At 74.1% G+C, this 13303-nt stretch carries 11 protein-coding genes; 5 read left to right on the forward strand and 6 right to left on the reverse strand.

Features of this window, described 5'->3' with window-relative positions:
* Nucleotides 1–52: 52 nt before the first annotated feature.
* Nucleotides 53–1336 (reverse strand): SGNH/GDSL hydrolase family protein, encoded by a 1284-nt coding sequence (locus OG767_RS18400; protein ID WP_405094245.1) that lies wholly within the window; start codon nt 1334–1336, stop codon nt 53–55.
* A gap of 313 nt (nt 1337–1649) precedes the next feature.
* Between OG767_RS18400 and OG767_RS18405 the strand changes: the two genes are divergently transcribed.
* From OG767_RS18405 to OG767_RS18420, 4 genes are all read left to right on the forward strand, one after another.
* Nucleotides 1650–3215, forward strand: a complete 1566-nt coding sequence (locus OG767_RS18405) for a class I adenylate-forming enzyme family protein (RefSeq protein WP_405089682.1) — start codon at nt 1650–1652, stop codon at nt 3213–3215.
* A complete protein-coding gene (locus OG767_RS18410) occupies nt 3212–4435 on the forward strand; it encodes an MFS transporter (protein ID WP_405089683.1) in 1224 nt (407 codons plus the stop codon). The genes OG767_RS18405 and OG767_RS18410 overlap by 4 nt, the downstream gene beginning before the upstream one ends.
* A gap of 143 nt (nt 4436–4578) precedes the next feature.
* Nucleotides 4579–6495, forward strand: coding sequence for a trypsin-like serine protease (locus OG767_RS18415; protein ID WP_405089684.1), 1917 nt, complete (start codon nt 4579–4581; stop codon nt 6493–6495).
* A 96-nt stretch (nt 6496–6591) separates the two neighbouring features.
* Entirely contained in the window at nt 6592–7275 is a 684-nt protein-coding gene (locus OG767_RS18420; RefSeq protein WP_405089685.1) for an SGNH/GDSL hydrolase family protein, read from the forward strand.
* Between the two features lie 345 nt (nt 7276–7620).
* On the opposite strand, the gene OG767_RS18425 is transcribed toward OG767_RS18420, so the two are convergent.
* The gene (locus OG767_RS18425; RefSeq protein WP_405089686.1) at nt 7621–8337 is read right to left on the reverse strand and encodes a TetR/AcrR family transcriptional regulator; all 717 of its coding nucleotides are present in this window, start codon (nt 8335–8337) and stop codon (nt 7621–7623) included.
* Nucleotides 8338–8395: 58 nt separating this feature from the next.
* Here OG767_RS18425 and OG767_RS18430 point away from each other — a divergent pair, with 58 nt between their 5' ends.
* A complete protein-coding gene (locus OG767_RS18430) occupies nt 8396–9229 on the forward strand; it encodes an alpha/beta fold hydrolase (RefSeq protein WP_405089687.1) in 834 nt (277 codons plus the stop codon).
* Here the strand turns inward: OG767_RS18430 and OG767_RS18435 are convergent.
* Genes OG767_RS18435 through OG767_RS18450 form a run of 4 tightly spaced genes read right to left on the reverse strand, consistent with a single transcriptional unit; the run spans nt 9219 to nt 13302 of the window.
* Nucleotides 9219–10568 carry a hypothetical protein gene (locus OG767_RS18435; RefSeq protein WP_405089688.1) on the reverse strand — a complete coding sequence of 450 codons (1350 nt, stop codon included), beginning with the start codon at nt 10566–10568 and terminating at the stop codon, nt 9219–9221. The two genes, OG767_RS18430 and OG767_RS18435, sit on opposite strands and share 11 nt — an antisense overlap.
* Nucleotides 10569–10571: 3 nt before the next feature.
* A complete protein-coding gene (locus OG767_RS18440) occupies nt 10572–11537 on the reverse strand; it encodes an alpha-ketoacid dehydrogenase subunit beta (protein WP_107160317.1) in 966 nt (321 codons plus the stop codon).
* Nucleotides 11537–12508, reverse strand: coding sequence for a thiamine pyrophosphate-dependent dehydrogenase E1 component subunit alpha (locus OG767_RS18445; RefSeq protein WP_405089689.1), 972 nt, complete (start codon nt 12506–12508; stop codon nt 11537–11539). The genes OG767_RS18440 and OG767_RS18445 overlap by 1 nt, the downstream gene beginning before the upstream one ends.
* Entirely contained in the window at nt 12505–13302 is a 798-nt protein-coding gene (locus OG767_RS18450) for a DUF3050 domain-containing protein (RefSeq protein WP_281941737.1), read from the reverse strand. The genes OG767_RS18445 and OG767_RS18450 overlap by 4 nt, the downstream gene beginning before the upstream one ends.
* Nucleotide 13303: the final 1 nt, after the last annotated feature.

Genomic DNA, 13303 nt, shown 5'->3' on the forward strand with positions numbered 1-13303 from the left:
CAGGAAAAGGCGGCGGGGGCGGCCGCCGTGTCGACGCCGCCCCCGCCCGGTGTCACAGCCCGAGCAGCCGCAGCGGGACGGCGTTCGCCATCGCCTGCGCGCCCGCGTCGTTCGGGTGGATGTGGTCCCCGGCGTCGTACGCCGGCAGCAGCCGGCTGGGCTGCGCCGGGTCGCGCAGCACGGCGTCGAAGTCGAGCACGCCGTCGAACTCGGCCCGGCCGGCCCCGCGCAGCCAGGCGTTGACGGCGTTGCGGGTGGCGTCCTTCTCCTCGGTCCACACGCCCGGCCCGCCGTTGCCCTCGTACGGCGTGATGGTGCCGACCAGGCTGGTCAGCCCGCGCGCCTTGACCTGCTGGTTGAGCTGGCGCAGCGAGGCGATGATCGCCTCGGCGCTGTCGCCGTTCATCCAGATGTCGTTGATGCCCAGGTGGGTGATGACGGTCCGGACGCCGGTCTGCGGGAACACGTCCTCGTTCAGTCGGGCCAGCGCGTTCGGGCCCAGCTCGTAGTAGCCGGGGAACCCGCCCGCGCCGGGCTCCGGGCCCTCGTGGTTGAGCCGGTTGCCGGCCAGGCTGAGGTTGAGCACGCCCGGCGTACGGACCTCCGGGCGGGCGTCGATCAGCCGCGCGGCGAGCAGGTCCGGCCAGCGCTTGTCGGCGTTGACGGTGCTGCCGTTGCCGTCGCCGATGGAGTCGCCGAGCACCACCACCGAGCCCGGCGCGACCCTGCGCTCCACGTCGATGCCGGAGAGGAACATCCAGCAGCAGTTCGGCTTGATGGTGAAGCCGGCGCCGCCGGCCGCGGTGGTCAGGTCCGTGGCGCCGATGAAGTTGGTGACCCGGGACTGGCCGTGGAACGTGACCGGTCCGGTGAGCACCGGGAAGTACAGGGTGACCACCAGGTCCTCCTGCTCGGCCACCGGGTAGGACAGCGGGTCGCTTAGTAGTTCGGCGCCCTTGTTGATGGTGCCCGACGTGCCGCCGGAGAACGTCAGTTCCCGGACGCTGGCCGGGTCGACGTCGGACAGGTCGTCGGCGGTGGCGGTGTTCGGCCGGGCGACCGTGGCGTGCCCGACCTTGACGGCCTGCTCGCCGTAGAGGTTGGTGAGGCGGACCCGCAGGCGCGGACCACCCACCGTGGTCTGCACCGTCATCCGGATGCTCTGGTCGTTGAGGCCGGTGTTGGTCAGCCCCACGGTGTTCCCGCGGGTCACCGCGGCGGCCCAGCTCCCCGCCCACTCGGCGCGCCCGTGCCCGGCGCGGTCGGTGTCGGTGGGGCCGGCGCTCGCGGTGACCGCCGGGGTGCCGGCGATCAGCAGCGTTGCGGCGGAAGCTATGACGTGCCATCTCTTCGGGGTCGGCATCGATCCTCCATGTTCGGCAACCCCGGGCGCGGCGCGGTCGGCGCCACCTGCCCGGGCGATGGACCGGAAACTAGCCGCCGCTGGTGACGAGCGTCAATCAACCTGATCGACATGATCAAATGCCCGCGGGATGCCGGGCCCCGACGTTCGGCTCTGTCCGCCGTGGACCGCCGCTGCCTAGGCTCGGAAGCGGCGGCGGTGCGGTCGCCGACCCGGCACCCGCCGTCCGAGTACCGGCCCTGACCTGGGCCGGGCGCCGCTCGCGGACAATGATGGGGGCTGCCCGATGACCGACCGGCCGAACTACGTGCACGAGGCGCTGGAGCTGTTCGCCGGGTTCGGCGACCGGGAGGCGTTGGTCGGCGGTGACCGCCGGCTCACCTACCGGCAGGTGGCCGCCGAGGTGCGCGGCCTGGCCACCGCGCTGCGCCGGCACGGCGTACGCCCCGGCGCGGCGGTGCTGGTGATGCTCGGCAACACGGTCGAGGGCCCGCTGCTGCACCTCGCGTTGCACCTGCTCGGCTGCCGCGCCATGTGGGTCGCCCCGGTCACCTCCCGCCGCGAGATCGACGAGTTCGTCGCGCTGGCCGCGCCGGAGGTGTTCGTGCACGACCCCCGCGATCCGGAGTCCGGGCAGGTCGCGGCCGGCCTGGTCGGCGTACCGGTGCTGTGTCTCGGCCCCGGCGGCGCCGGCCCGGACCTCACCGCGGGCGGCGACGGCGACGACCCGACCGACCTGCCGGCCTCCGGGCCGGCGCCGGAGTCGTTCCTCCAGACCAGCGGCACCACCGGCACGCCGAAGCTGGTGCACCACCGGGAGAGCTTCTACCGGCAGGTGCTGGTGCTCGCCGCCGGCATCCGGTCCGCCGGAATCCCGCTGCTGCGGCACCTGTCGCACTCCCCGATGTGGCTGGCCAGCGGCCAGATCACCACGCTTGTCAACCTGTTCAGCGGCGGGGTGCTGTTCCTGCGCGAGCGGTGGGACCCGGCGGCGTTCATCGCGACCGTGGACGCCGAGCGGTTGACCTCCACGTTCGTCACCCCGCCGATGCTCTACGAGGTGCTCGACCATCCCGACCTGCCGGGCGCCGACTTCTCCGCGATGGTCATGTTCAACGTGGGCGCCGGGCCCGCCGCGCCGGCCCGGCTGCGCCAGGCGATCGCCCGGTTCGGCAGGTGCCTGCGCATCGTCTACGGGCTCAGCGAGGCGGTGGTGATCTGCGCGCTGCCCGGGCTCACCGACGATCCGGAGCACCCGGAGCGGCTGCGCTCCTGCGGCCGGCCGTACGGGGACGTGACCGTCGAGATCCGCGACGCCGACGGGCGGGTGCTGCCGGCCGGCGTCGACGGCGAGGTGTGGGCCCGGACGAAGCTGAGCTTCGCCGGCTACCACGGCCAGCCGGAGCTGACCGCCGAGACGCTCGTCGACGGCTGGGTGCGCACCCGCGACATCGGGCACCTCGACGACGACGGTTTCCTCTACCTGGTCGACCGGTTGCAGGACCGGATCCTCACCCGGCAGCGGAGCTGGCCGATCTACTCCCGCCCGATCGAGGACGTGCTCGCCGGCCACCCCGAGGTCCGGGCCGCCGCGGTGATCGGGGTGCCGGACCCGGTGGCCGGGGAGCTGCCGCACGCGTACGTGGTGCCGGCGCCGGGCGCGTCGGTCACCGGCGACGACCTGATCACGCTGGTCGTCCGGGAACTCAGCGAGACGTGGGCGCCCGGCGCGGTGGAGTTCGTCGACGCGCTGCCGCTGAACCGGTCCGCGAAGGTCGACAAACGGGCACTGCGGGCCCGGTACGCACAGGAGCACCCGGCCGGCGCGGACCCGATCGGCAGTCCGGCGTGAACCCGCGCCGGGAGTTGTACACCCTGGTCGGCGCCGACCTGCTGTCCAACCTCGGCACCCGGATCTCGGTGGTGGCCATTCCCTGGCTGGTGCTGGAGACCACCGGCAGCCCGACCCGGATGGGCCTGGTGGCCGCCGCGGAGACGCTGCCGTACATGCTCTCCAGTGCGCTGGCCACGCCGTGGGCGGACCGGTTCGGCGTCCGCCGTACCTCGATCTTCGTGGACGCGGCCAGCGCGGTCGCGATGGCGGTGGTGGCGCTCGCGCCCTGGCTCGGCTTCGGCACGCTGCTGGTGCTGGTGGCGATCGCCGGCGGGCTGCGTGGCATCGGCGACCGGGTGAAGCACGTGCTGTTCAAGCCGGCCGCCGAGCGGGCCGGGGTGCCGCTGATCCGGCTCACCTCCGCCTACGACGGGCTGGCGCGGGGCATGACGCTGTTCGGCGCGGTGCTGGGTGGGCTGCTCATCGACTGGGTGGGGCTGACGCCGGCGATCTGGATCGACGCGGCCACGTTCGCGGTCTGCGCGCTGCTGATCGGGGTGCTGGTCCGGCCGCCCGCGCCGACGCAGCCGGCGCCCCGGGAGCCGTACCTGCGGGCGCTGCGCGGCGGCTTCGCGTACCTGCGTACCGACCGGACGCTGCTGGTCATGCTGATCGTGGTCTCCGCGTCCAACATGTTCGCCAACGCCAGCGTCGCGGTCTGGATCCCGCTCTGGGTCAGCCAGGTGCTCGGCGACCCGGCCGGGTTCGGGCTACTGCTGGGCGTCTTCTCGGCCGGCGCGTTGCTGGGCAACCTGCTGTTCACGCTGGTCGGCACGCGGCTGCCCGGCCAGGCGGTGTTCGCGCTCGGGTTGGCGCTCAGCGGCGCGCCCCGGCTGCTGGCGCTGGCGCTCAGCGAGGACCTGGTGGTGGTGCTGGTGGTGACGTTCCTGTCCGGGATCGGGATCGCGGCGGTGAACCCGCTGCTCGGCGCCGCGCTCTACCAACGGGTGCCGGCGGCGTTGCAGACCCGGGTGCTGGGCATCTCCGGCTCGGTGGCGTTCCTCGGCCTGCCGGTGGGCGCGCTGCTCGGCGGCTGGTCGGTGGCGCTGTTCGACCTGGGTCCGGCGTTGCTGGTGATGTCGGTGGCCTGCCTGGTGCTCACCGTGGCGCCGCTGCTGTTCCTCCGCTCCGGCGCCGGCCGGCCGGCGCCGGAGCCGGTCGCCCCCACCCCGGCCTGACAGCCGGTGTCGGAGCGACCGCCACGCGGCGGCGAGCACCGCCTCTCCTCGGGACCGCGCAGGCATGCGTGAACCGCTACTCTCTGGCTGCCGCGGGCGTCGCCGGCGGCAGTGACACGGGGGAAGTCGAGGTACAGCAAAGTATGAGCGTCATCCGAAAGCGTCGCACCCGGAAGATGGCGGCGTTCGTCGCCGTGGCACTGTCGGCAAGCCTGATCGGCGGCGGGGCCGCGCGCGCGGTCAGCGGCGTCAGCCCGGTGCCGGCCGGCAGCTACTCGTTCACCGCGAAGATTCAGAGCGACCTGCGGGCCTGCTCCGCGGTGCTGGTCGCGCCGAGCTGGGTGATGACCACCGCGAGCTGCCTGGCGGAACCGGGCCAGCAGCTCGTCGCCGGCCCGCCCAGCCGACGCACCACCGTCACGGTCGGCCGAACGGATCTGAGCACCACTGCCGGGCACGTCCTCGCCGTCACGGCCGTGCTTCCCCACCCGACCCGCAACGTCGCGCTCGCCCAGGTGGAGAAGCCGGCGGACGGGGTGCCGCCGGTCGCCGTCGGCGCGTCCGCCGCGCCGGGCGAGGAGCTGCTGGCCGCGGGCTTCGGCCGGACCGCGACCGAGTGGGCGCCGGACAAGCTGCACGCCGGCACGTTCGCGGTTACCGGCGTCAGCACCGACACGCTCACCGTCGACGGCAGCGCCTCGGCCGCCAGCCTGTGCCGGGGCGACGCCGGTGGGCCGCTGCTGCGCACCGGCGCCGGCCAGCCGCAACTGGTCGCCCTGCACGACACCTCCTGGCAGGGTGGCTGCCTCGGCGAGACCGACACCCGGCGCGCCGCGACCGAGGTGCGGGTGGACGGTCTGGCCCCGTGGATCGCGGCGAGCACCAGCAACAACAACTACGTGGCGCTCTCCCCCGGCGGGCTCCTGCTGGACACCCGCACCGGCACCGGCGCCCCCGCCGGGCTCCGCGGCGCGAACAGCACCACCGACTTTCCGGTCCTCGGCGTCGGCGGGGTCCCCGCGGCGGGCGTCTCCGCGGTCCTGGTCGACGTGACCGCGGTCAGCCCGACCGCCAACACGTTCCTGACGGTGTTCCCGACGGGCTCCACCCAGCCGGCCACGTCGTCGCTCAACGCGTCGGCTGGTGAGATCATCTCGACGACCCAGGTGGTGCGTCCGGGCCCGGACGGCCGCGTCTCGGTCCACAACCCCGCCGGCAACGTCCACGTCGTCGTGGAGGTGCACGGCTACTTCACCGCCGGGGCGGGCGGTGGGCTGGTCGCCGTGCCGCACACCCGGGTGGTCGACACCCGCGACGGCACCGGCACCACCATCGGCAAGATCCCGACCAACGGATCCCGGACGTTCACGTTCACCGGCGGCGTCGTCCCGAGCGGCGCGACAAGCGTGTTCCTGGACGTGGCCGTGGTCGGTTCGACGAGCGCCAGCTTCCTGCGGGCCTACCCGGAGGGCGGGGCCGACGCGACCAGCGTGCTCGACTACGTCAGCGGGGTCACCTCGCAGGGCGTCGCGGTCAAGCTCTCCTCCGCCGGTCGGGCCACCTTCCTCAACAAGGGCCCGGCGGTCGACCTGGTGATCTCCGTGCAGGGCTACGTGACCGCCGCCGCGTCGGGTGGCGCCGAACTGCGGCCGGTCCCGGCCCTGCAGGTGGTCGACACCCGGGCCAACGGCGGCACGCCGATGACGGCGCGGGGGGACCTGTTCGTCAACCTGACCGACCCGGTGGGCATCTCGCCGGACGCGATGGGCGGCGCCCTGCTCTCGGTGACCACGGTGGGCCCGACCGGCTCGGGTTACCTGACCGTCGAGTCGGGCGCGGGCCCGTTCGCGACCACTCCCGACGGGCCGGTGGTGACCAGTCAGTCGGTGGCGAACTTCGCCGCCGGCCAGATCGCACGCACCACGATGGTGATGGTGAGGGTGAACGACGCCGGCCCGCGTTACGCGACCAGGAACATCCGGATCCTGAACGTCAGCGGTGGCACGACGCATGTCATCGTCACGCTGCACGGCTGGTTCAACCGGCCGCCGACCGCCTGAGCGGCCGCACGACCGGCGTCCGCCGCCCCGACCGTCCGATCGGTCGGGGCGGCGGACCGCTTTCCCCGTCCCGACCGCTCGGCTAGCCTCCCGGTCATGTCATCGACGTTGACCGAGGCCACGGATCCCTGGTGCCTGCGCCCCGGCGAGGCCGCCGACCTGCTGCGCGACCATCCGTGGCACCGGTTCGTGGTGCTCGGCGACAGCGTCGCGGAGGGCCTGTGCGAGCCGCTCGACGGTTACCCCGACGTGCAGTGGGCCGACCGGGTCGCGGCCGAACTGCGGGCGGTGCGCCCGGAGCTGGCGTACCTCAACCTGGGGCGGCGCGGGCTGCGGGCGCACGAGGTGCGAGCCACGCAACTGGCCGACGCGCTGGCGTTCGGGCCGGACCTGGCGCTCGTGGTGTGCGGTGGCAACGACGCGTTCCGGCCCGGCTATGACCCCGACGCGGTCGACGGGGAGCTGGCCGCGATCATCACCGCGCTCCGTGACGCCGGGGCGGACGTGATCACGGTGGGCATGTTCGACGTCTCGCACAGCCCGGCGGTGCGGGACACGCTGCGGGCCGGGCTGGGCGCGCGGATGCGCCGGCTGGCCCGGCACACCCGCGCGGTGGCCGAGCGCCTCGGCACGCTGCACGTGCACCTCACCGACCATCCGCTGGTCGCCGACCCCTCGCTCTACAGCGGCGACGGCCGGCACGGCAGCGCCCGCAGCGATGCCGTCGCCACCGCGGAAACGCTCCGGGTCCTCGCCACCCACCACACCGGTCGTCGGTAGGGCGACGCCCGCCACCGGTGACGGGCCGGTTCCGCGAACACCGTCGGCCGATCGGCCCGGCCCGGCCCGCGGTGACACCGGCGGGTGCCGTGGGCCGGCCGGCCCCGACGCCGGACGGCCCTCGCCGCGGGCGACGGTCGGGCGTACGAGCGCCTTTCGAGCTGATGGCGTAGACGACTCAGCACCCTCGCCAGCCGCCCGCGCCACGCCGGTCCGGCTTCGGTGAGTCGTTTCTGCCATCAGCTCGAAAGGCACTCCGAACCGACTTCCTTCCCGCCGCCTCCCGTTGACCAAGGAGTCGGCGTCGGGTCCACCGCGGTGCGGGACGGGAACTCCTTGATCACGTCACCGACCGGCGGGGGCGTCCGGAGGCGGTCCGGGGCGGTCGGGGGTCAGGAGGCCGGTGAGCAGGGCACGCAGGGTGCGGGCGAACAGGTCGCCGTCGGGCGGGCTGGCGGCGTCGGCGAACGCGGCGGCCAGATGGGGGTACGCCGACAGGTCCACGTGGTCGAACGTGACCGTGCCGGTGGCCGCCGCGCTGCGGGCGAAGAGCGTGACCACGCCGGTGACCATGGCGACCGCCTCGAACTTGGCGGCGACGCCGGCCGGCACCGGTTGCAGGATGCGCAGGCAGGCGTCGAGGTAGGCGAGCGTGTTCGGCCCGGGGGTCGCACGCCGGCCGAGCGCATCGGCCAGCCACGGGTGCCGCCGGTGCAGCGCGAGCTGGCGGCGGGCCAGCCGCAGGAACTGTTCGACCCAGTCGCCGTCGTCGCTCGGGTAGGGCCGCAGCTCCCCCACGCACCTGTCGACCATCAGGTCGAGCAGGTCGTCGCGGGACGACAGGTGCCGGTAGAGCGAGCCGGCGGCCATGTCCAGCGCGCCGGCCACCGCCCGCATCGACACGGCGTCCAGCCCGCCGGCGTCGGCGAGCGTGACCGCGGCGGCGGCGATCTCGTCCCGGCCGTGTGTCGGGGTCGGCCCGCGGCTGCCGCGTGGCGGCCGGCTCCAGATCGACGGGCCGGGAGATCCGCCGCCGGCCGGATTCGTGGATGCGCCGCTCACCACCCCACTGTAAACTGCAAACGGCGTTCGCAGTTTCATGGGGTCGGAGGGAGCGGTCATGCAACGGATCACGGCCACGGACGGCGCGGGCATCGTCCTGCACTCCACGGGCACCGGGCCGGGGCTCGTGGTGGTGCACGGCGGCGGGGTGACGATCGCGGAGTACCGTCGGCTGGCCGCACGGCTCGCCGAGCGGTTCACCGTGCACCTCTACAACCGGCGGGGCCGGGCGGACGCCCCACCCCGCCGCGAGCCGTACACGGTGGAGCAGGAGATCGACGACCTCGGCGCGGTGCTCGCGCACACCGGCGCCCGGTGGGCGGTCGGGCACAGCTACGGCGCGTTCGTGGTGCTGCGGGCCGCGCTGCGGCTGCCGCTGGAGCGGATCGCCGTCTACGACGCCCCGCTGCGGCTGGCCGGGCACGGCATGCCGATGGCGTTCCTCGAACCGGCCGAGGCGGCCGTCCGGGCCGGGCAGACCGCCCGAGCGCTGGCCATCGTGGCCGCCGCCGTCGACCCGCAGAACCCGGCGTCGCGGCTGCCGCTGCCGGTCCGGGCCGCGATCACCCGGCTCTTCCTGCGCACCGAGATCGGGCGCACCATGGGCGCGCTGGTCGGGATGACGCTCGCCGAGTCACGGCAGATCGTGGTGCACGACGGGCCGGCCGAGCAGTACGCCGGCATCACCGCCGACACGCTCCTGATCAGCGGCGCCCGGGCCGCGCCGTTCTTCACCGAGACCAACGAGCTGCTGGCCGGCGTCCTCCCGCACGCCCGCACGCTGCGCGTGCCCGGCAGCCCGCACAACGGCATCGCCGTGGCGCCGCCCGCCCTGATCACCCCCCTGACCGCCTTCTTCACCACCCCGGCCCAGGGCGGGATCAGTCGGTGAGCAGGATGCCGGACATCAGCACGCCCCGGGCCAGGTTGAGGACGCCCTCGCAGCCCGGGTAGCCGACCCGCGCCAACGCGCCGGAGGCGGTGCGGTCGAACAGGTACGGCGCGAGGCTGTACGGGACGTCGGCGGTGACCGTCTCGCCGGTCTCGATCCGCACGAAGTCCATCGCCACCCGGTCCGCCTCGTGGTAACGCTGGAGGATGTGTCCGCCCGCGTCGATCGCGGCGCGTACCCCGTCCTCCCAGGGCACCGCGCTCAGTTCCGGCCCGATCAGCACGCCGTGCCCGGCCGACCCGCCGGCCGGCTTGGCGACCAGCTCGGCCTGTTCGGCCAGCGCCCGGTCGAGCTGGTCGGCGGTGAGCGCGACGGTGTGCGGCACGTACCGGCGGACCAGCACCCGGTCGGGCTCCGGCAGCAGGTCCAGGTCGGCCCAGAGCCAGGCGTAGTTCAGCTTGTTGCTGAGCAGCCAGGCGGCGCTGCTGACGAACATCGGCAGCGTGCCGGCCGCCAGCGCGCCGGCCACCGCGTCCAGGCCGACGCTGGGCGTGACCCGGTTCGGCACGAACAGCCGGAACAGCGCGTCCACCGGGGCGCCGCCGACCACCAGCCGACGCTCGGCGTCCAGGGTGGCGGTGGCGACCGGCGCGATCACCAGGTCGATGCCGAACGGCCGGGCCTGGTCGGCGAGCGGCGCGAGGATCCGGATGAACGTCTCCGGGTCGTCCAGCCCCGGATACTCCGCCTCGAAGTCCATCAGCAGCGCCACCCGCGCGCCGTCGGGCAGGCCGAGCGTGTCCCGGATCGCGACGAACCGCTGGTCCAGCAGGGAGGGCGCGGGTCGGGCCCGGTCCAGCAGGCCGGCGTCGCGGTACAGCTCCGCGTACCGCTGGATCACGGTGTCGGCGTCGAAGCCGCCGCCGAGGCTGCTGTCGATGTTGTACTCCACGATGCACGGCACGCCGCCGGAGAACAGCACGTCCGGCCGGTACGCGGCCAGCAGCCCGTCGTGCAGCTCCTCGTCCGGGTCGAGCAGCCGGGTCTCCCCGTCCGGCACGTCGAGCAGCCGGCGCAGCTCACCGGCGGTGCGGGCGCGCCGCCGGCACGCATCCAGGATGAGCTGGGCGATCCGGTCGCAGACCTCGTTCAGCTCACGGAACGCGTCCGCGGTGAGCACCGGCGGGCGGGCCAGCCGCCACCGCGTGTTGTAGGTGGCCCGGCCGTGGAAGATCTTCTCCCAGGCGCCGGCGCCGGCCGTCACCATGGCCGACCGGGTGGACTCGGGAAGGTCGGTCCACGCCGCGCCGAGCGGCGGCCACGGATAGTTCGGGTCCATCGTTCATCCGTCCTTGAGGGTCAGTTGGATGGCGGCGGTGAGCTGGTCCCGACCGGGCTGCACGGCCCGGTCCAGGGCCGGCGCGAACGGCAGCACCGCGCCGTCGGGCCGGGTGACCCGCCGCGGCGGGGCGGCCAGCCGGACCCGCTCCACCACGGTCGCGATGATCTCCCCGGCGATGCCGCAGGACCGGTTGCCGTCGTCAACCACGACGAGGCGTCCGGTGCGGCTCACCGAGTCGACGAGTCCGTCCCAGTCGAACGGGTACAACGTGCGGGGGTCGAACACCTCCACCGACGCCTGACCGGCCAGCTCCTCGGCGACCGCGAGCGCCTCGTGCACCAGGTGCCCGACCGCGACCACGGTGACGTCGTCGCCGGCCCGGCGGACCACGCCCCGCCCCAGCGGCACCGGCGCCGGGTCGGCCACGTCCTCCCGCAGGTCCAGCGCGCCGGCCGGGGCGAAGACCACCACCGGGTCGTCGCAGCGGATCGCGGAGACCAGCAGCCCGTACGCGTCGGCCGGGGTGGCCGGCACCACGGTGGTCACCCCGACGTGGGCGAACAACGCGTACGGGTGGTCGGAGTGCTGCCCGGCCCAGCCGGTACGGGAGCCGGAGCCGGGCACCAGGTAGGTGACCGGCACCGCGCACTGGCCGCCGGTCATCAGCGGGAACTTGTGCGCGTGGTTGACGATCTGCTCGAAGACCAGGAACAGCAGCGACGGGATCTGGAACTCCACCACCGGCCGGGCCCCGGCCAGCGCCGCGCCGGTGGCGAAACTGGTGAACGCCTGCTCCGACAGCGGCGTGTCGCGCACCCGCTCCGGGCCGAACTTCTTCACCAGCCCGGTGGTGACGTTGGCGGCGGCCACCCGGATGTCCTCGCCGAGCACCACCACCGACTCGTCGCGGGTCATCTCGTCGGCGAGCGCCCGGGTGAGCGCCCTACGGTAGGAGAGCCGGGGCATCAGCCACCTCCGGTCCGGGCGGTCAGCCCGCTGGCGTACAGATGGTCCAGGGCGGTCGCCGGGTCCGGGTGCGGGCCGGCCAACGCGAAGTCGACGGCGGCTGCCAGCACCGCCTCGACGGAGGCGTCGATCTCGGCCCGCGTCGCCGGGTCCAGCCGCGCGCCGGCGATCTCGACCGGGTCGCGGGTGCGGCCGTCGGCCACCTCCTGCGGCGGCCGGTAGTCGAGGCGTACCCGGTGTTCGAAGGTGTGGTGGGCGTCGAACCGGTAGGTGTGCGCCTCGATCAGCTCGGGTCCGCCGCCGGCGCGCATCCGCGCGACGGCGGCGGCTGCCGCCGCGCGTACCGTCTCCGGGTCCTGGCCGTCGACGGCGGTCGCCGGCATGCCGAACGCCTCGGCCCGCCCGGCGATCGTGCCGGCCACCGCGCCGGCGACCGGCATGGTGGTGGCGTAGCCGTTGTTCTCGCAGACGAACAACACCGGCACCCGCCAGAGCGCGGCCAGGTTGAACGCCTCCAGCAGCATCCCCTCGTTGACCGCGCCGTCGCCGAAGAACGTGGCGCCGACCAGGTCGGCGCCGCGCCGCCGGCGCTCCCACACCGCGCCGGTGAGGATCGCGCCGGCGGCCCCGACGATGGCGTTGGCGCCGAGCACGCCGACGCCGAAGTCGGCGGCGTGCATCGACCCGCCCCGGCCCCGGTTGAGCCCGGTGACCCGGCCGCACAGTTCGGCCAGCATCCGGGCCGGGTCGGCGCCCTTGGCCAGCACGTGCCCGTGCCCGCGGTGGGTGCCGGTCACCAGGTCACCGGCGGTCAGCGCCGCGCAGACCCCGGCGGCGATCCCCTCCTGACCCAGGTACGGGTGGATGCCGCCGACGATCTCCCCGGCGTCGACCAGCTCGATCGCGCGCTCCTCGAAGCGGCGGATCAGCCGGACCGTCCGGTAGAGCGCGGCCGGGTCGGGGCCGGTCACGCCGGACGGCCCTCCTTGATCGCGGCGAGGATGTCGTCCCAGAGCCGGGCCCGGGCGGCCAGCGCGTCGTTCACCGTGTCCGCGCACTCCTGCCACTTGGTGTCGTCGTCGCCGCACAGGTCGGCGAGCATCTGCATGGCCATCGGGGTGTGCTGCTCGCCGTCGACCTCGATGTGCCGCTCCAGGTAGTCGACGAACGTGTTCAGCCGGTTGCTGCGCTCGTTGACGGCGACGACCTGGGTGAACATCTCCGGGATGAGGTCCTCCCGGCCGAACGCGAACGCCGCCGCCTGGCAGTGCACCGGGGTGGTCTCGATGATCCGCCAGGTGGTGCCCGCGAACGCCGCCGACGGCGCGGGCACCCCGGCCTCGCCGAACGACTCGGTGACCGGCCGCCCGGCGCGCAGCAGGTCCACCAGCTTGTCGACGGGGGTGGTGTCCGCGCCGGCCTCGGTCATGCCGCGCACGTAGAGCTCGAAGTGGCTGATGTAGCCCTCACCCAACTCGTCGCTCTCCTCGACCATGACGATGTCGTTGATCAGGCGGCGGCTGCCGGTCGGGCCGGTCGGGATCCACGGGACCGTGACGCAGGTGAGCTGGCGCTGCAACGACTTCAGCAGCGACATGAAGTCCCAGACCGCGAAGACGTGGTGCTCCATGAACGTCACCAGCGCCTCGTGGGTGTCCAGGTTGGCGTAGAGCGGGTGGTTGACCACCACGTCGCGGCGTTCGGTCACCGCCCGCTCCAGCCGCTCGATGCCCGGGTGCGTCTTCCCCCAGTCGTACCGTGACATT

This window comes from Micromonospora sp. NBC_01392 (assembly GCF_045040125.1).
In the GTDB taxonomy this organism is placed as follows: Bacteria; Actinomycetota; Actinomycetes; order Mycobacteriales; family Micromonosporaceae; genus Micromonospora.